The following is a 16,836-nucleotide window of genomic DNA, read 5'->3' on the forward strand; positions in this document are numbered from 1 at the left end:
CCATGCGGGCGATGGCGTCAGTCGAGCTGCGCCATCACATCGTCCGAGACTTCGAAGTTCGCCGTCACCCGCTGCACGTCGTCGTCGTCCTCGAGCACCTCGATCAGCCGGAAGAGCTTCTGCGCGCCTTCGAGGTCGAGTTCGGTGGTCGTGGTCGGCCGCCAGACGAGCTTGGTGGATTCCGCCTCGCCAAGTGTCGCCTCGAGCGCCGCCGAGACGTCGGCGAGATCGGTGTCGGCGGTATAGATCGCGTGGCCCTCGTCGGAGCTTTCGACGTCTTCGGCGCCGGCCTCGATCGCCGCCATCATCACGGTGTCTTCGTCGCCGGCAGTGGTGGGATAGAGGATTTCGCCCTTCTTCTCGAACATGAAGCTGACCGAGCCCGTCTCGCCCAGGTTGCCGCCGTGCTTGCCGAAGGTCGAGCGCACGACCGAGGCGGTGCGGTTGCGGTTGTCGGTCATCGCCTCGACGATGACCGCGACGCCGCCGGGACCATAGCCCTCGTAGCGGATCTCCTCGTAATCGTCGCCATCACCGGCCTGCGACTTTGAAATCGCGCGCTCGATCACGTCCTTCGGAACCGAACTCGTGCGCGCTTCCTTCACGGCGAGGCGCAGGCGCGGGTTCTTCTCGGGGTCGGGATCGCCCATCTTGGCGGCAACCGTGATCTCCTTGGCGAGCTTCGAGAACAGCTTCGAGCGCGCCTTGTCCTGGCGCCCCTTGCGATGCTGGATGTTCGCCCACTTGCTGTGGCCTGCCATGGCGTTCCCTCGTCCTTGCCGCACCTCGAAATTCGGCCCGGATATAGGCCGCTTCCTGCGGTCTTTGCAAGGCCGTCCCAAGCCGCCCGGCCGCGCCGTTCCGCGATGGACGCTCGACTCAAGCGATGCTATCCCTAGTGTCATGCACGTAGCCGACCCCAAGATACGCATCGAGCCCGGTCGGATTCGCCCGCTCGACGACGCTGCGATCAACCGCATCGCGGCGGGCGAGGTCGTGGAGCGCCCGGCTTCTGCCGTCAAGGAGCTGATCGAGAACGCGCTCGACGCGGGCGCGCGACGGATCGACGTGACGGTCGCCGACGGCGGGCGGCGGATGATCCGCGTCGCCGACGACGGCTCGGGCATCGCGGCCGAGGATCTGCCGCTCGCCCTGTCGCGCCACGCGACGTCGAAGATCGACGGGTCCGACCTTCTGAACATCCACACCTTCGGTTTCCGCGGCGAGGCGCTGGCCTCGCTTGCCGCCGTGGGGCGTCTCAGCGTGACCTCGCGCCCCGAGGGCTGCGACGCCGCGCGGATCGAGGCGCAGGGCGGCGCGCCCGGTCCGGTTCGACCCGTCGCAGGGCGGCCCGGCACGGTGGTCGAGTTGCGCGATCTCTTCTACGCCACGCCCGCGCGCCTGAAGTTCCTGCGCACCGAACGCGGCGAGATGCAGGCGGTGACCGATGTCGTGCGCCGCCTCGCCATGGCCGAGCCATACGCCCGGTTCTCCCTCTCCGACGCCACCGACGCCCCGCGTGAGGTCTTCGCGGTCGCGGCCGAAACCGGCGATCCGCGCGATGCGCTGACGGCGCGGCTGGCGGCGATCCTCGGCCCAGATTTCGCCGCGAACGCCATCGCGGTCGACGCCGAGCGCGAGGGCCTGCACCTGACCGGCCTCGCCGCTCTGCCGACATGGTCGCGGGGGTCGGCGGTGCACCAGTATCTTTTCGTCAACGGCCGCCCGGTGCGCGACAAGCTTCTGACCGGCGCGCTTCGGGCGGGATACATGGACGTGCTGTCCCGCGACCGCCATCCGGCCGCCGTGCTTTTCGTCGACTGCGAGCCCGCGATGGTCGACGTGAACGTCCATCCTGCGAAGTCCGAGGTTCGGTTCCGCGACCCGGCCACGGCCCGCGGCCTCGTGGTCTCGGGCCTGCGCCGCGCACTTGCCGGAGCGGGTCACCGGGCGTCCTCGACCGTGGCCGAGGCGACGCTCGACGCGTTCCGCGCGCCGTCCGACGCAGGTCCGCGCGTCTACCAGATGGACTTCGCCTCGCGACCTGCACCCTTGCCGCGCACGCACATGGCCGAGGCTCCGGTGCCCTTCGCTCCCGCGTCGGCGCGCGCCGAGACGTCGGGGGACGACGCGCCCCTCGACCAGCCGCTCGGTGCGGCGCGGGCGCAGGTCCACGAGAACTTCATCCTCGCGCAGACCCGCGACGGCCTGATCCTCGTCGATGCCCATGCCGCGCATGAACGCCTGGTCTACGAGCGCCTGAAGGCGCAGATGGAGGGCACGGGTGTCGCCAGCCAGGCGCTTCTGGTGCCCGAGATCGTCGATCTCGGCGCGGCGGCGGGGGCACTTCTCGCCCATGCGGAGGATCTGGCGAAACTCGGCCTGATCGTCGAGCCCTTCGGCCCCGGCGCCGTCGTGGTGCGCGAGACGCCCGCAATCCTCGGCGCCTGCGATGCGGCAGCCCTTGTCCGCGACATCGCCGACGAGCTTCAGGATCTGGGTCAGTCGACCGCGCTCAAGGCCCGCATCGACGCCGTCCTCAGCCGGGTGGCCTGCCATGGCTCGGTCCGAACCGGGCGGCGGATGCGCGTCGAGGAAATGAACGCGCTCCTGCGCGAAATGGAAGCGACGCCCCTGTCCGGCCAGTGCAACCACGGCCGGCCGACCTATGTGGAGTTGAAGCTCCACGACATCGAAAGGCTGTTCGGACGGCGATGATCCGGTTCGGCGAGACAACCCTCGACCTCAACGACCCGACCGTGCAGGCTGCACTGGCGGCGGGGGCGCTTGTGTTCCTGGTCCTGATCCTCCTTGTCATGTCGGTGCGTCGCGCCGGGCGGTCGGCCGAGATGATCGCGCCGCTCGCGGGCCACCTCAGCCTGCTCGGTCAGCGCGTCGAGGCCCTGTCGGACGGGCAGAACCGGCTGTCCGGCGGCCTGACCCACGTCTCCGAGGCGCAGGCGGCGAGCCAGGCGAACATGCTGCGGCTGATGGAGCAGCGGCTGGCCGAGGTCTCCTCGAAGATGACCGAGAACCTGCAAGGCTCGGCCACGCGCACGGCGCGGTCGCTCGGCGACCTTCAACAGCGGCTCGAGACCATCGACAAGGCTCAGGCCAACATCGAGAAGCTGTCGGGCGACGTGCTGTCGCTTCAGGACATCCTGTCGAACAAGCAGACCCGCGGCGCCTTCGGCGAGATCCAGCTCCGCGACATCGTGTCGAAGGCATTGCCCACCGACAGCTATACCTGGCAGGCGACGCTCTCGAACGGGAAGCGGGCGGACTGCCTGATCCACCTGCCGAACCCGCCGGGACCGATCGTGGTCGACGCGAAGTTTCCGCTCGAGGCCTACGAGGCGCTCGTCGCCGCAGGAACGGACGAGGAGCGCAAGCGCGCGCTCGGCGGGCTGAAACAGGCGGTGCGCGTCCACATCAAGGCGATTTCGGACCGCTATATCCTCGAGGGCGAGACGGCGGATGGGGCGCTGATGTTCCTGCCCTCCGAGGCGATCTATGCAGAACTGCATGCGCGCCTCCCCGAGGTGGTGCGCGAGGGCTTTGCCGCGCGCGTCTGGATCGTGTCGCCCACGACCTGCATGGCGACCCTCCACACCATGCGGGCGATCCTGAAGGACGCCCGGATGCGCGAGCAGGCGGGCGAGATCCGCAAGGCCCTGGCGCAGCTTCACCGCGACGTCGAGATCGTGCTGGAACGCGCGGGCAAGCTCGAGACGCATTTCGACCAGGCCCGCCGCGACGTCGAGGGGATCACCGTCGCGGCCGAGCGGGCGGGAAAGCGGGCGGCGCGGCTCGACAACTTCGACTTCGAGGAAAGCGACGCCGAACCTGCGCCCGTGGTGCGGCTGACCGAGCGACGCGAGACCTGACGCGGGCAGAGCCCCGGTCCGCGCCCTCAGTCCTCGCGACCGCGTCCGGCGCGCGACATCCGGCCCGACCGGCCGCCGCGGCGGCCGGGATGCGCCGAGCGTGACGGCAACTCCTCCATCACGTTGCGGCGCCACTCGTCGCTCATGGAACTCCAGGCCGCGATCTCGTCGCCCGAGCGGCGGCATCCGAGGCAAAGCCCGGTCTCGGCGTGAATGACGCAGATGTTCACGCAAGGCGTCTCGATCATGCGGCCCCCATGTGCTTTAGGCGGTCGAGCGCCCCTTGAAGGATGTAGGACGCCGCGACGTGGTCGATGACCTCGGCCCTGCGGCGGCGCGAGGTATCGGCTTCGAGAAGCGCGCGCTCGGCCGCGACGGTCGACAGACGCTCGTCCCAGAAGGCGATCGGCAGGGCGGTCAGCCGTTCGAGGTTCCGTGCGAAAGCGCGCGTCGACTGACAGCGCGGCCCCTCGGTTCCGTCCATGTTCAAAGGCAGTCCCAGGACAAGCCCGGCGATGATGCGCTCGTCGCAGATGGCGAGGAGGGCGGCGGCGTCCTGCCCGAATTTCGTCCGCGTCACCGTGCGCAGGGGCGTCGCGACGCTGCGGAAGCCGTCCGAGACCGCCACGCCGATGGTCTTGGTGCCAAGGTCGAGGCCCGCGAGAGGGCCGTGGACGGGCAGGGCGGCCCGAAAGTCGTCCATATTTGCGGCGATCATTCCGCCACCCCGGCGCGTGAGGCGGCGGCGGCGATGATCGCCAACGCCTCGTCGTTTCCGGCAAAAGCGTTCCTTGCCTCGACCGCAATCGCGCTGGCCCGCTCGCTCTCGCCCAGGACGGCGAGGGCGCCGATCAGCCGCGCCCAGTCCTCAGGCGGGCCGCCCTGCGTGGCAAGGCGCTCGGCCAGTCCTTCGACCATGCCCCCGATCATGGCTTGGCGGTCCTCGTCCGTCATGTCGGCGGCGGCTTCGACATCGGCACTGGTCGGCCCCCGCTCGGCCGGCACGGCATAGTCGACCCCGGCGGCGGCGGCGAGGCCTTCGATCTCGGCGCGGATGACCGGCACCCAGGGCGCATCGGGCGCCCCCGTCTCGAGCAGGCGGCGCCAGATCGGGAAGGCGCGGTCGGGCCGTCCGTTCTGTGCCAGCATCAGCCCGGCGTAATACTGCCCCGCTCCGTTCTCGGGATCGAGGTCGGTCAGGCGTCGCAGGCGCGCCTCGGCCTCGGGCGAGACATAGCCGCCGGCGGCGAAGACCATCATGTCCACGAGCATCGAGAGGTCGTCGGCGGTCGCATCCTCGCCCTTTGCGGCGATGAGCTTTTCCTGGGCCTCTCGCGCTGCGGTGAAGTTGCCGAGGCGCGCTTCGTTCTGGGCGAGAAGGGCGAGGCCCTGCGCGTCATTGGGCCTGGTTTCCAATGCCGCGCGAAGTTTCTCCATCAGATCGAGGAAATTCGCATCGGGTTCCGGCGCCGCGGGCAGGGTGGGGGCCGCCAGCGCCTCGGCCTCGGCCTGGCCCGGACGCGCGGCGGCGGCTTCCTGAATGGCGGCGAGCCTCGCCTCCATCGGCAGGTCGCGCGTACCCGGCGCGCCGATCAGGGCGTAAAGCCCGCCCGCACCCAGAAGAAGGACTGCGATCATCAAAAGGGCGGCGGGCAGGCGCGCGCCGTCCTTTGCGGCCGACGCCGCCGTCGCGCGGGCGTCGGCGTCCAGCAATCGGCGCGACACTTCGGTCCGCGCGGCCTCGGCCTCGGCGGGACGCAGGACGCCACGAGACAGGTCGCGCTCGATTTCGGTGAGCTGGTCGCGATAGACGGCAAGGTCGGACGCCCCGCCCGACAGCCCCGCGCCCCGCACTCGCAGCGACGCGAGGAGGCTTGCGGCGACGGCCGCGACGATCAGACCTGCGACGATCCAGAACATGGTTCCCGACTTAATCGCACCGCGCGCGGACGGAAAGGGTCGAAGCGCCGCAGGGCCCCTGCCGGGCCATGCCGAAACGGGGTGTCGTCCTTCCGCTTGTCGGCGGACGCCGCTTGGTCAATCCTGCGACGAAGAGTCGGGGGATCGTCCGAACCCGGTCGAATGGGGAAGCCATGAGCCGCTATTCCGTCTTCGCCGTCGCGCGCGAAGCCTTCCGGAACCACACCGGCTGGCAGCGCGCCTGGCGCAGCCCCGAGCCGAAGCGGCGTTACGACGTCGTGATCGTCGGCGCGGGCGGGCACGGGCTGGCCACGGCCTATTACCTCGGCAAGAACCACGGCATCCGCAACGTGGCCGTGATCGAGAAAGGCTGGCTCGGCGGTGGCAACACCGGGCGGAACACGACGATCATACGGTCGAACTACCTCCAGGACCCGTCGGCCGCGATCTATGAGAAATCGCGCGCGCTCTACGAGAACCTGAGCCAGGACCTGAACTACAACGTCATGTTCAGCCCGCGCGGCGTGATGATGCTGGCGCAGACCGAGCACGAGGTCAGGGGCTATCGCCGCACCGCGCAGGCCAATGCGCTGCAGGGCGTCGAGACCGAATTCATCACACCTGAGCGCGTGAAGGAGCTTTGCCCGATCATCGAGACGCGTGGACCGCGCTACCCGGTCCTCGGCGCGCTCTGGCAGCCGAGAGGCGGCACGGCGCGGCACGATGCGGTTGCCTGGGGCTATGCGCGGAAGTGTTCCGAGATGGGAATGGACATTCTCCAGCGCTGCGAGGTGACCGGGGTCACGACAGAGGGCGGTCGCGTCACCGGGGTGACGACGACGCGGGGTGACATCGGCTGCGGCAAGCTGGGGATCGTGGTCGCGGGGCATTCGGGGCACCTGGCCGCAATGGCGGGGTTCCGGCTGCCGATCGAGAGCGTGGCGCTCCAGGCGCTCGTGTCCGAGCCGATCAAGCCCTGCATGGACGTGGTCGTCATGGCGAACACCGTTCACGGCTACATGAGCCAGTCCGACAAGGGCGAGATGGTGATCGGCGGCGGCGCCGACGGCTACAACAACTACACGCAACGCGGCTCTTTCCATCACATCGAAGAAACCGTCCGCGCGCTGATCGAGACTTTCCCGATGATCTCGCGCCTGAAGATGCTGCGGCAATGGGGCGGGATCGTGGACATGACGGGCGACCGCTCGCCCATCCTGTCGAAGACGCCTGTCGAAGGCATATTCATCAACTGCGGCTGGGGCACGGGCGGGTTCAAGGCGATCCCGGGGTCGGGCTGGGGCTTTGCGGAGCTGATGGCGAAGGGTGAAAGCCCGCTTTGTGCGGCTTTCGGGCTGGAACGGTTCCGAGAGGGTCGGTTCGTCGACGAGAGCGTCGCGGCGGGAGTGGCGCACTGATGGCGCGGCGCCTTGTATACAAGGCATGCGCGGACCTCCGCGCATCGGCGGGACGGCAGCGGAACCAGGACCGGTTTCTCCATGTTGTGAGGTCAGACTGCTTCACAGAAACACAGGAGGGCCGACCATGGCCGACACCTATACCCGCACCGACAACACAACGACCCCGCCGCGCGGCGAGGTACGCACGTCCCACACCAAGACCGAGCGTTCCAGCTCGTCGGGTCTCATCGTCGGCGCGATCATCGCGCTGCTCGTCATCGTGGGCGCGTTGTTCCTTTTCGGCGGCGCGGCGGATGACGAGGTCATTGAAGGCTCGACCGTCGATACGGCCGTCCCGGTCGACGACGCCACGCTGCCCGCAGGCGATGAGATTACGCCGGCACCGGATGCGATCGCTCCGGCTGACGACGCGATCGAGCCTGCCCCCGATGCGATCGTCCCCGCTCCCGATGCAACCGCTCCGGAAGCGACCGCTCCCGCGGTCGACGCTCCTGCTGCCGAGGCTCCTGCCGCCGACGCTCCCGCTGCCGAGACGACTGCTCCGGCTGACGACGCAGAGGTCGTTCCCGCTCCGGCCAACTAAGCCGGGCGATCTGACACGGGGCTCGCGCCCCATACTGGGCGGCGTCCTTCCGGACGCCGCCCTTTCCATGCGTGGACCATCCGTCCCGATCAGGTTTCAGACGGAGAGGCCATGCTGACCCTGACCTGCCCCTATTGCGGTATCCCCTGCGACGAGACCGAGCTTGCGGCGGGTGGCGAAGCGCACCTAAAGCGCTTCGGACCCGGTGCCTCGGATGCGGAGTTCGAGGGTTACATGTTCCACCGCGAGAACCCGAAGGGTGTCCATTTCGAGCGCTGGCGACATGCCTATGGCTGCGGCAAGTGGTTCCTGGCCGCGCGGCACACGGTCACGATGGAGGTCTTCGGGACCTACGAGGCGCAAAGCACCGAGCCGCCGCAGGAGGTTCGCGACCGCATCACGGCCAGGCACCCCGGCTGGACCTGGAGGGACTTCGCGTGAGCCACAGACTGCCCTCCGGCGGTCGGCTGATCGACCGCGACGTGCCTGTGAGCTTCACGTTCAACGGCAAGACGTTCAAGGGTCTCCGCGGAGACACCCTCGCCTCGGCCCTTCTGGCGAACGGCCAGCTGATGATGGGACGGTCGTTCAAATATCATCGCCCGCGCGGTGTCGTCGCCTATGGCCCCGAAGAGCCCAATGCGCTGATGGGTCTCGGGGAGGGCAAGACCTTCGAGCCGAACGCGCGCGCGACCACGACCGAGCTGTTCGACGGGCTGGAGGCGAAGAGCCAGAACCACTGGCCGAGCCTCGAGTTCGACCTGGGCGCCATCAACGCGCGACTCTCGCGGTTCCTGCCGGCCGGGTTCTACTACAAGATGTTCATGTGGCCGCGCGGCTTCTGGAAGCATGTCTACGAGCCGGTGATCCGGCAATCGGCCGGTCTGGGGCAACCTCCGCGCAAGCGCGACGCGGACCGTTACGAGCACTTCAACATTGCCCTAGATGTCCTTGTGATCGGAGGTGGAATTGCTGGCCTCACGGCCACGCTCGCCGCTGCGGCGGCCGGGGCCGAGGTGATGCTGGTCGAGGAGACGGCGCACTGGGGCGGACGGGCTGCGGTCGATGGCGGCGAGATCGACGGCGCCCTGGCGTCCGACTGGATTGCCGAGATGCGCGACCGCCTTTCCGCCATGTCCAACGTGCGCCTGCGGACGCGCACCATGGGGGCGGGCGTGTACGACCACGGCTACGCGCTTCTCTACGAACGTCTCACGGACCACGCACCCGACACGGCAATCCCGCGCCACCGGCTGTGGAAGGTGCGGGCGCGGCAGATCGTCGTGGCAACGGGCGCCATCGAACGGCCGCTGGCCTTTGCCGGGAACGATCTTCCGGGCGTGATGCTGGCGAGCGCCGTTCGGGACTATGTCGTGAACCACGCCGTTGTCCCCGGACGCCGGACCGTGGTCGTGACGAACAACGACGATGGCTACCGGACCGCCCTGGCGCTGAAGGCGGCGGGGCTCGAGGTGCCCGCGATCCTCGATGCCAGAACCGACGCACGGGGTCCGCTCTCGGAGGAGGCGCGGCGCGCGGGGCTGAGGGTTCTTACCGGCCGTGGCGTCTCGATGGTCGAGGGCAAGGGCCGCGTCGAGACAGTCTATGCCTGCGAGCAGGCCGGCGATGGCACGGTGACTGAGGACTTCGCGGCGGACTGCGTCGCCATGTCGGGCGGCTGGTCGCCCGCCGTCCACCTGTGGAGCCACGCGGGCGGCAAGCTTGCGTGGAACGACGACGAATGCATGTTCCGACCCGACCCCGACGCGGCGCCGAGGGGTGCCGACGGCGAGGTCTTCGTCCGCGCCGCGGGCACTGCGAACGGGGCGGTGACGACGCAGGTTGTCCTGCGCGACGCCTTCGCCGCCGGGCAGGCCGCCGCCGAGGCGACGGGCCGACGCGCCACGGGGCGCGCGCCCGAGGCCGAGGAGGAAGTGCGCCAGATGATGGTGCCGGTGTGGATCATGCCGGAGAACGCTCCCTACAAGCGGCGCGCGAAGGCCTGGCTCGACTTCCAGAACGACGTCAAGGTCACGGACGTCGAACTTGCCGCGCGAGAGGGCTTCGAAAGCGTCGAGCACGCCAAGCGCTATACCACGCTCGGCATGGCGACCGATCAGGGGAAGCTGAGCAACATCAACGGCCTGGCCGTGCTTTCTCACGCTCTTGGCGTTCCCATTCCCTCGGTCGGAACGACGACGTTCCGCCCCCCGTGGACGCCGATCACCATGGGCGCCATCGCGGGCGAGGCGCGGGGCGAGTTGTTCCAGCCCATCCGCAGGACGCCGATGCACGACTGGCACGAGAAGAACGGCGCGCATTGGGAACCGGTCGGTCACTGGCGCAGGCCCTATGCCTATCCGCAGGGCGGGGAGTCCGTCCACGACGCGGTGTCCCGCGAGGTGACGGCGGCACGGCAATCGGCGGGCCTTCTCGATGCCTCGACGCTTGGCAAGATCCTCGTGAAAGGGCCGGACGCGGGCCGTTTCCTCGACATGGTTTACACCAACATGATGTCGACGCTGGCGCCGGGGAAATGCCGCTATGGCCTGATGTGCGGCGAGAACGGTTTCCTGATCGACGACGGCGTGGTGGCGCGGCTCGATGCCGACACCTGGCTTTGCCATACGACAACGGGCGGCGCGGATCGCATCCACGGTCACATGGAGGAATGGCTTCAGACCGAGTGGTGGGACTGGAAGGTCTGGGTCGTGAACGTCACCGAGCAATACGGCCAGATCGCTGTCGTCGGTCCGCGCGCGCGCGACGTGCTCGAGGCCGTGGGCGGCGACATGGACCTCTCGAAGGCTGCCTTGCCGTTCATGCAGTGGAAGGCGGGGACGCTTGGCGGCATCCCGGTCAAGGTGTTCCGCATCAGCTTTTCGGGCGAGTTGTCCTACGAGGTCCAAGTCCCGGCCGGACAGGCGCCGGCGCTCTGGGACCGGCTGCTGGAGGCGGGCGACCCCTTCGGCATCACACCCTATGGCACCGAGGCGCTGCACGTCCTGCGCGCCGAGAAGGGCTTCATCATGATCGGTGACGAGACCGACGGCACGGTGATCCCCCAGGACCTTGGGCTTGATTGGGCGATCTCGAAGAAGAAGGACGACTTCCTGGGCAAGCGCGCGCAGGAACGCGACCACATGACGGACCCGTTGCGTTGGAAGCTGGTCGGGCTTCACACGCTCGACGGCTCGGTGCTGCCGGAGGGCGCCTATGCGGTCGACGAGGGCGTGAACGAGAATGGCCAGCGGCGGACGCAGGGACGCGTAACCTCGACCTATCATTCGCCGACGCTGAAGCGGGGCATCGCCATGGGCCTTGTCGAGCGGGGGCCGGATCGTATGGGAGAGGTGCTGGATTTCGCGAAGATCGACGGCGGCGTGGTCAAGGCCAGGATCGTGAGCCCGGTGTTCTACGACCCCGAGGGAGTGAAGCAGGATGTCTGACGCTGTGACGGCGCTGCGGGGACGAAGCTTCACCGGAATGGTGACGGTGGAGGACGCGGGTCCCGTCGGGATGGTGACGGTGCGGGCCGATCTGGCGGACGAAACCGTGCGCGCCGCACTGGCCGCGGCAGGGTCGGATCTGCCCGAGGCGGGCGGGCTGACCTGGTCGGACGATGGCGGCACGCTCTGGATGTCGCCGGACGAGGCGCTGATCCTTTGCGCGGCCGACGAAGCGGCGCAGAAGGCCTCGGCGCTCGCTCGCGCGCTTGACGGAAGCCACGCGCTGGTGGCCGACGTTTCGCAGGCCCGGATCGTCATTCGGCTCACGGGCCGGGATGCGCTTGTGCGCGAGGTGCTGGCGAAGCTCTCGCCCGCCGATCTGCGCGCTTCGGCATTTCCGGTCGGGCGGGTCCGCCGCACGAGGCTGGGGCAGGTGGCCGCCGCCTTCTGGTTTCCGGCCGAGGGCGAGGCGATGCTGATCTGCTTCCGATCGGTCGCCGACTACGCCTTCGCGCTTCTGTCGAATGCCGCAGCGCCGGGAAGCGACGTCGGGCACTTTTGAGTTTTCCTTTGTCCTGCAGACCACTGGTGACGTAAGCTCACCTTTGCAGCATGGGGGGCGGCGCAATGACGGACCACCGAGCCGAGGAGGTGCTGGACCTCTGGTTCCCGGATAATGGACACTGGCTTGACCGAGAGGCGCACGCGCGCTTCTGGGACGAGCGGATGCAAGGCGGGATGGACGCCGTGATCTGCGAGCGCTTCGCGGGGCTGACCGAAGCCGCGGCGCGGGGACAACTGGATCACTGGGCCGAGACGCCGCGCGGCCGGCTGGCGCTTCTGATCGCCCTCGATCAGTTCCCGCGCTCGCTCTGGCGCGACACGCCGGGGGCTTTCGCTCAGGACATCAAGGCATGCCGGCTGGCGCTCGAGGGCGTGGCGAACGGCGCGTTCGACGGGCTGGCGCCCTGGGAGCAGACCTTCTTCGTCATCTCGATCAGCCATTGCGAGGGGCCGGATCACCTCGAACGGATGCGGATGCTTGGGATCTTGACCGACCGCGTCGCCTCGCGTCTGAAGGAGCCTCTGCTGGAGATGGCAGAAAGGTTCCGCAGCCAGACCGCGCGGGTCACCGGCATCATCGAGCGTTTCGGACGGCATCCGCACCGCAACGCCGTCCTCGGGCGGCTGTCGACCCCCGAGGAAGAGGCCTATATCGCCACCGGAGACTTTCCTCATGTCAGGAAGGTCGCCGGAGAAGCCGCCGAGGTGTGAGCCCTTGACCCGAGGTCTGAACCGCCACAGGTAAGGCGCAAACAACTGCAACAGAGAGGGGCCCCAAATGGCTTTCGACCTTCCCGACCTTCCGTATTCCCACGACGCCCTCGCTTCGAAGGGCATGTCGAAGGAGACGCTCGAGTATCACCACGACATTCACCACAAGGCCTACGTCGACAACGGCAACAAGCTGATCGCGGGCACCGAGTGGGAGAACAAGTCGCTCGAAGAGATCATCAAGGGCACCTACGACAAGGGCGCCGTGGCCCAGTCGGGCATCTTCAACAACATCAGCCAGCTCTGGAACCACAACCAGTTCTGGGAGATGATGACCCCGGACGAGAGCAAGATGCCCTCCGAGGTCGAAAGCGCGCTGAAGGACAGCTTCGGCTCGGTCGACGACTTCAAGAAGAAGTTTTCGGAAGCGGGTGCGGGGCAATTCGGCTCGGGCTGGGCCTGGCTCGTCAAGGACAGCGACGGCGGGCTGAAGGTCACGAAAACCGAGAACGGCGTGAACCCGGTGTGCTTCGGGCAGACGGCCCTTCTGGGCTGCGACGTGTGGGAGCACAGCTACTACATCGATTTCCGCAACAAACGCCCGGCTTACCTCGAGAACTTCCTCGGCAAGCTGGTCAACTGGGAGAATGTCGCCTCGCGCATGTGAGCGGCGTCCGGATCCCGTTGCGAAGGCCCGTCCATGCGGCGGGCCTTTTCGTGTCGACGCCTGCGGCGCCGACCCGCCGGGGGCGCTGCCCCCGGAGCCCCCGGAGTACTTGCGCCAAGAAGAAGATCAGGCGGCCTTCTGTTCGAGGAAGGCGCGGGCACGTTCGAGGTCAGCGCGGAAGCGTGCGGTCTCGGCCTCCCGCAGATGGTCGGGGATGCGCAGGATATAGCTCGGGTGGACGGTGACGAGGATCGGCGTGCCGTCCTCGGCCTGCTCGATCTTCCCGCGGCGCTTGAGGATGCCCTTTCGGCTGCCGGTCAGGCTTTCGAGCGCGGTGCCGCCCATGGCGACGATCAGCTTCGGCTTCACCAGCTCGCGCTCGATGTCGAGCCACCACTTGCATTGCTGGATCTCATGCGCGTTCGGGTTCTGGTGCAGGCGGCGCTTGCCGCGCGGCGTGAACTTGAAGTGCTTGACAGCATTGGTGACGAAGGCGGCCTTGCGGTCGATGCCCGCCTCCCCGGCGACGCGGTCGAGGAGCTGCCCGGCCGGGCCGACGAAGGGCTTGCCGGTCAGGTCCTCGCGGTCGCCCGGCTGTTCGCCCACGATCATCAGGGCGGCATCGCGCGGTCCTTCGCCGGGGACGGCTTGTGTCGCGTCCTGCCAGAGCGGGCAGCGGCGGCAGCCGTCGAGGGCGGTCTCGTAGTCGTCGCGGGTCTCGGGCACTTCGGCCATCAGTCGCTCCGTGATGCGCCCCGCGCGGACCGGGGGCAATGTAGGCAGCGCCTCAGCCATTTCGCGAGCTCGCGCTCGCGCGGTCGAGACCAGTTCCGGGATCAGCTCGGCCTCGGGAAGGTTCTTCCAGTACTTCTTCGGCATCTCGGACTGCATCGCCTTCACCATCAATCGCGCCGGATTGAAGATGTTCCGGAAATAGGTGCGCCAGAGGTCCTCGGTCGCGTCGGCGGGCAGGGGCGGCTTGTCCACGCCGGGAGCGAAGGCGATCTCGCCCGCCTCGAAGTGGACGGTCAACTGAGGGGTGAAGATCGTCCAGTCCATGTCGCCGAAGCGTTTCGCGAAGAAGGACGCGGTCGGCTCGGCGATGAAATGCGACGGCTCGAACCAGGCGGCGAAGCGGCGGCGCGAGGCCTCGGGGTCGCCGATCTCGCGGAAGCGGACGAAGGCGGTCATCTTGTGCTTGTCGCGGCGCACCTCCTTGGCCATCTTCTCCAGCCGGTCGACGCGGGGGTCGCCCCGGTCGTCGAGCACGCGCCGGTCGCGGATGACGGCTTGGAGAAGCCCGTAGAGCCGGGCAAAGCGTTCGGTGTCGGAGTGCCAGACGGCGTCGCGGGCCAGCGCGACGAAGGCTTTCGGGACAGTGGGGGCAGGGGCCGTCGGTTCCGGCAGCGGGGAGGCTGCGGCGAAGAGGTCGGCATCGGGTGCGCCGCGCGACCATGTGATGTCCTCGGGCGGGACGCCTGCGACCAGAAGGCGGCGCGCCTCGTCCCGCCAGGCCTCGAAGGTTCCGATCTCGGGCAGGGTGACGTGCATCAGATCAGGCTCAACTGTTCGGGCGGCGGCGCGAAGCGCGCGCGGAGGTCGGAGAGGTCGAGAAGTCCGCGCGGCGTCCAGTCGAGTAGCGAGATGAAGGGTTTCGCGTGGCGCAGGTTCGCCCCCATTCGGGTCAGGTCTTCGTACCGGACCGAGCGGTGACGGCGGGTGGCGAGGATGCGCTTCACGGTCTTGGTGCCGAAGCCCGGCACGCGAAGAAGCGTCTCGCGGTCGGCGCGGTTGACCTCGACGGGAAAGCGGTGTCGGTTCTGGATCGCCCAGGCCAGCTTGGGGTCGACGTCGAGGTCGAGGTTGCCGCCAGTGGTGGAGGCGGTGAGTTCGTCGAGGCCGAAGTCGTAGAACCTCAGCAGCCAGTCGGCCTGATAGAGCCGATGCTCGCGCATCAGGGGCGGCTTGATGAGGGGCAGGGCGGAGGAGGCATCGGGAATGGGCGAGAAGGCCGAGTAATAGACCCGCTTCAGCTTGTAGGCGGCGTATAGGCGCGTAGCCGATCCGAGGATGGTGGCATCGGTCGCGCCGTCCGCGCCGACGATCATCTGGGTGGACTGGCCCGCTGGGGCGAACTTCGGCGGGCGCTTGCCGGTGAAGCTTTCGTCGTCGCGGCTTTCCTTCAGCACGCGCACGTCGGCCATCGCCTTTCTGATCTGCTCGGGCTTCTTCTCGGGCGCGAAGGTGCGGACGGCGGTGTCGGTCGGAAGCTCGACGTTGATCGACAGGCGGTCGGCCCAGAGGCCCGCCTCCTCGACCAGTTTCGGGTCGGCGTCGGGAATGGTCTTGAGGTGGATGTAGCCGCAGAAACTGTGCTCCTGCCGCAGGGTCTTCGCGATGCGGACCATGTCGGCCATCGTGTCGTCCGGAGACTTGACGATGCCGGAGGACAGGAACAGGCCTTCGATGTAGTTGCGGCGGTAGAATTCGAGCGTGAGATGGACGACCTCCTCGGGCGAAAAACGTGCCCGCTCGACGTTCGACGAGACGCGGTTTACGCAGTAGGCGCAGTCGTAGATGCAGAAGTTGGTCATCAGTATCTTGAGAAGGCTGATGCAGCGACCGTCCGGCGCATAGGCGTGGCAGATGCCCGATCCGGTGACCGACCCCAGGCCCTTGCCGTCGCGGCTGTCCCGTTTCGCGCCCCCAGACGAGGCGCAGGAGGCGTCGTATTTCGCCGCGTCGGACAGGATCGCGAGCTTTTCCTCGAGGGTGCGCTTGGCCATATGTTCACAGTATGTTCTCGGACGGCCGACTTCAATAAACTGCGACACAGGTGAGCGGATTTCGGAACTGTGGCGGTGTCGTGCGGGTTCCTCCCTCAACAACGAAGGAGAAACCATATGGCAGAGAGAATACGGTCCAAGGACGGCAAGAGCGAAACGGACGAATTCGTCGAAGATATCGACACTCCGTCGCAGCAGGGCCGCGGACAGGGCAACCTTGAACGCAAGGTCGGCACCCGCGACGAGTTGCGGCAGCCCAAGGAAGGAGATGTCCGCACGAGGGTCCACAAGTCGGACGAAGAGGGCGAAGGCGACCTCGGCGGGCTTCATGGAACGGGAGAAAACGATGAGCGGTCTTGAGCACGGCACCTGGGTGCTGGTCGCCGACGGCGAGAAGGCGCTGTTCCTCGTAAACAACACCGATTCCGAAGATCCCTATCTCGAGGTCCGCCGCGAGAAACATCAGGACAATCCGCCGGACCGCGAGCAAGGCACGGACCGTCCCGGCCGCTTCAACGATGGAGGGCCGAACCAGCGGTCCGCGTTCGACGAGACCGATTTCCACCGTCTCGAGAAGGAGCGTTTCGCGGACGACTTGGTCGAGATGCTGTACAAGAGCGCGCACAAGGGCGAGTTCTCGAAGCTCGTGCTGGTCGCGCCGCCCCGTACATTGGGCGAGATGCGCGCCAAGATGCACAAGGAGGTCTCGGACAAGGTTGTGGCCGAGATCGACAAGACGCTGACCAACCACCCCATCGACGAGATCGAGAAGCTGGTGAAGGCGGAACTTGACGCCGCCGCCTGAGGCTTCCACGACTGGCGCGGCCCGTTCCTGACCGGGAACGGGC

17 protein-coding genes are annotated in these 16,836 nt (G+C 67.9%); 11 read left to right on the top strand and 6 right to left on the bottom strand.

All coding sequences use genetic code 11. From position 1 onward, the window contains the following. Nucleotides 1-17 precede the first annotated feature (17 nt). Nucleotides 18-761 carry a YebC/PmpR family DNA-binding transcriptional regulator gene (locus EF888_RS10125; protein ID WP_109758889.1) on the bottom strand — a complete coding sequence of 248 codons (744 nt, stop codon included), beginning with the start codon at nt 759-761 and terminating at the stop codon, nt 18-20. 142 nt (nt 762-903) lie between these two features. Between EF888_RS10125 and mutL the strand changes: the two genes are divergently transcribed. Together mutL and EF888_RS10135 are read left to right on the top strand one after the other, a co-directional pair. Then, the gene (gene mutL, locus EF888_RS10130; RefSeq protein WP_109758890.1) at nt 904-2,718 is read left to right on the top strand and encodes a DNA mismatch repair endonuclease MutL; all 1,815 of its coding nucleotides are present in this window, start codon (nt 904-906) and stop codon (nt 2,716-2,718) included. Further along, on the top strand, nt 2,715-3,887 hold the full coding sequence (locus EF888_RS10135) for a DNA recombination protein RmuC (RefSeq protein WP_109758891.1): 1,173 nt from the start codon (nt 2,715-2,717) through the stop codon (nt 3,885-3,887). The genes mutL and EF888_RS10135 overlap by 4 nt, the downstream gene beginning before the upstream one ends. A gap of 26 nt (nt 3,888-3,913) precedes the next feature. Here EF888_RS10135 and EF888_RS10140 read toward each other — a convergent pair whose 3' ends face one another. The 3 genes from EF888_RS10140 to ccmI are packed head-to-tail and all read right to left on the bottom strand — an operon-like array spanning nt 3,914 to nt 5,807. Further along, entirely contained in the window at nt 3,914-4,135 is a 222-nt protein-coding gene (locus EF888_RS10140) for a DUF1289 domain-containing protein (protein WP_109758892.1), read from the bottom strand. Further along, nucleotides 4,132-4,605: a Holliday junction resolvase RuvX gene (gene ruvX, locus EF888_RS10145; RefSeq protein WP_109758893.1), complete on the bottom strand. Its 474-nt coding sequence runs from the start codon at nt 4,603-4,605 to the stop codon at nt 4,132-4,134. The genes EF888_RS10140 and ruvX overlap by 4 nt, the downstream gene beginning before the upstream one ends. Further along, a complete protein-coding gene (ccmI, locus tag EF888_RS10150; protein WP_109758894.1) occupies nt 4,602-5,807 on the bottom strand; it encodes a c-type cytochrome biogenesis protein CcmI in 1,206 nt (401 codons plus the stop codon). Before ccmI ends, ruvX begins: the two co-directional genes overlap by 4 nt. Before the next feature lie 173 nt (nt 5,808-5,980). On the opposite strand from ccmI, the gene EF888_RS10155 reads away from it, so the two are divergent. The 7 genes from EF888_RS10155 to EF888_RS10185 all read left to right on the top strand — a co-directional run bounded on the left by EF888_RS10155 (nt 5,981) and on the right by EF888_RS10185 (nt 13,202). Further along, a complete protein-coding gene (locus EF888_RS10155; protein WP_109759023.1) occupies nt 5,981-7,225 on the top strand; it encodes a sarcosine oxidase subunit beta family protein in 1,245 nt (414 codons plus the stop codon). Between the two features lie 127 nt (nt 7,226-7,352). Next, nucleotides 7,353-7,811 carry a hypothetical protein gene (locus tag EF888_RS10160; RefSeq protein WP_206508485.1) on the top strand — a complete coding sequence of 153 codons (459 nt, stop codon included), beginning with the start codon at nt 7,353-7,355 and terminating at the stop codon, nt 7,809-7,811. Nucleotides 7,812-7,922: 111 nt separating this feature from the next. After that, nucleotides 7,923-8,252 (top strand): sarcosine oxidase subunit delta, encoded by a 330-nt coding sequence (locus EF888_RS10165; RefSeq protein ID WP_109758895.1) that lies wholly within the window; start codon nt 7,923-7,925, stop codon nt 8,250-8,252. Continuing rightward, the gene (locus EF888_RS10170; protein WP_109758896.1) at nt 8,249-11,260 is read left to right on the top strand and encodes a sarcosine oxidase subunit alpha family protein; all 3,012 of its coding nucleotides are present in this window, start codon (nt 8,249-8,251) and stop codon (nt 11,258-11,260) included. Before EF888_RS10165 ends, EF888_RS10170 begins: the two co-directional genes overlap by 4 nt. Then, the gene (locus tag EF888_RS10175) at nt 11,253-11,822 is read left to right on the top strand and encodes a sarcosine oxidase subunit gamma (RefSeq protein WP_109758897.1); all 570 of its coding nucleotides are present in this window, start codon (nt 11,253-11,255) and stop codon (nt 11,820-11,822) included. Before EF888_RS10170 ends, EF888_RS10175 begins: the two co-directional genes overlap by 8 nt. A 65-nt stretch (nt 11,823-11,887) precedes the next feature. Next, nucleotides 11,888-12,535 (top strand): DUF924 family protein, encoded by a 648-nt coding sequence (locus tag EF888_RS10180; RefSeq protein WP_109758898.1) that lies wholly within the window; start codon nt 11,888-11,890, stop codon nt 12,533-12,535. Nucleotides 12,536-12,602: 67 nt separating this feature from the next. Beyond that, nucleotides 12,603-13,202: a superoxide dismutase gene (locus tag EF888_RS10185; protein ID WP_109758899.1), complete on the top strand. Its 600-nt coding sequence runs from the start codon at nt 12,603-12,605 to the stop codon at nt 13,200-13,202. 126 nt (nt 13,203-13,328) lie between these two features. Here EF888_RS10185 and EF888_RS10190 read toward each other — a convergent pair whose 3' ends face one another. Both EF888_RS10190 and EF888_RS10195 read right to left on the bottom strand, forming a co-directional pair. After that, the gene (locus EF888_RS10190) at nt 13,329-14,753 is read right to left on the bottom strand and encodes a UdgX family uracil-DNA binding protein (protein ID WP_109758900.1); all 1,425 of its coding nucleotides are present in this window, start codon (nt 14,751-14,753) and stop codon (nt 13,329-13,331) included. Further along, nucleotides 14,753-15,988: a putative DNA modification/repair radical SAM protein gene (locus tag EF888_RS10195; protein ID WP_109758901.1), complete on the bottom strand. Its 1,236-nt coding sequence runs from the start codon at nt 15,986-15,988 to the stop codon at nt 14,753-14,755. Before EF888_RS10195 ends, EF888_RS10190 begins: the two co-directional genes overlap by 1 nt. Before the next feature lie 117 nt (nt 15,989-16,105). Here EF888_RS10195 and EF888_RS10200 point away from each other — a divergent pair, with 117 nt between their 5' ends. Beyond that, on the top strand, nt 16,106-16,348 hold the full coding sequence (locus tag EF888_RS10200; protein WP_109758902.1) for a hypothetical protein: 243 nt from the start codon (nt 16,106-16,108) through the stop codon (nt 16,346-16,348). Beyond that, complete coding sequence (locus EF888_RS10205; protein WP_109758903.1) at nt 16,335-16,793, top strand: host attachment family protein; 459 nt, start codon at nt 16,335-16,337, stop codon at nt 16,791-16,793. The genes EF888_RS10200 and EF888_RS10205 overlap by 14 nt, the downstream gene beginning before the upstream one ends. The last annotated feature ends 43 nt before the right edge of the window (nt 16,794-16,836 follow it).

The sequence above is a fragment of the Silicimonas algicola genome, from assembly GCF_003970735.1.
Taxonomy (GTDB): Bacteria; Pseudomonadota; Alphaproteobacteria; order Rhodobacterales; family Rhodobacteraceae; genus Silicimonas; species Silicimonas algicola.

Excerpts from the sequence above, each read along its gene's own strand:
- EF888_RS10125 (WP_109758889.1), bottom strand. The coding sequence starts at position 761 with ATGGCAGGCCACAGCAAGTGGGCGAACATCCAGCATCGCAAGGGGCGC.
- mutL (WP_109758890.1), top strand. The coding sequence starts at position 904 with ATGCACGTAGCCGACCCCAAGATACGCATCGAGCCCGGTCGGATTCGC.
- EF888_RS10135 (WP_109758891.1), top strand. The coding sequence starts at position 2,715 with ATGATCCGGTTCGGCGAGACAACCCTCGACCTCAACGACCCGACCGTG.
- EF888_RS10140 (WP_109758892.1), bottom strand. The coding sequence starts at position 4,135 with ATGATCGAGACGCCTTGCGTGAACATCTGCGTCATTCACGCCGAGACC.
- ruvX (WP_109758893.1), bottom strand. The coding sequence starts at position 4,605 with ATGATCGCCGCAAATATGGACGACTTTCGGGCCGCCCTGCCCGTCCAC.
- ccmI (WP_109758894.1), bottom strand. The coding sequence starts at position 5,807 with ATGTTCTGGATCGTCGCAGGTCTGATCGTCGCGGCCGTCGCCGCAAGC.
- EF888_RS10155 (WP_109759023.1), top strand. The coding sequence starts at position 5,981 with ATGAGCCGCTATTCCGTCTTCGCCGTCGCGCGCGAAGCCTTCCGGAAC.
- EF888_RS10160 (WP_206508485.1), top strand. The coding sequence starts at position 7,353 with ATGGCCGACACCTATACCCGCACCGACAACACAACGACCCCGCCGCGC.
- EF888_RS10165 (WP_109758895.1), top strand. The coding sequence starts at position 7,923 with ATGCTGACCCTGACCTGCCCCTATTGCGGTATCCCCTGCGACGAGACC.
- EF888_RS10175 (WP_109758897.1), top strand. The coding sequence starts at position 11,253 with ATGTCTGACGCTGTGACGGCGCTGCGGGGACGAAGCTTCACCGGAATG.
- EF888_RS10180 (WP_109758898.1), top strand. The coding sequence starts at position 11,888 with ATGACGGACCACCGAGCCGAGGAGGTGCTGGACCTCTGGTTCCCGGAT.
- EF888_RS10185 (WP_109758899.1), top strand. The coding sequence starts at position 12,603 with ATGGCTTTCGACCTTCCCGACCTTCCGTATTCCCACGACGCCCTCGCT.
- EF888_RS10190 (WP_109758900.1), bottom strand. The coding sequence starts at position 14,753 with ATGCACGTCACCCTGCCCGAGATCGGAACCTTCGAGGCCTGGCGGGAC.
- EF888_RS10195 (WP_109758901.1), bottom strand. The coding sequence starts at position 15,988 with ATGGCCAAGCGCACCCTCGAGGAAAAGCTCGCGATCCTGTCCGACGCG.
- EF888_RS10200 (WP_109758902.1), top strand. The coding sequence starts at position 16,106 with ATGGCAGAGAGAATACGGTCCAAGGACGGCAAGAGCGAAACGGACGAA.
- EF888_RS10205 (WP_109758903.1), top strand. The coding sequence starts at position 16,335 with ATGAGCGGTCTTGAGCACGGCACCTGGGTGCTGGTCGCCGACGGCGAG.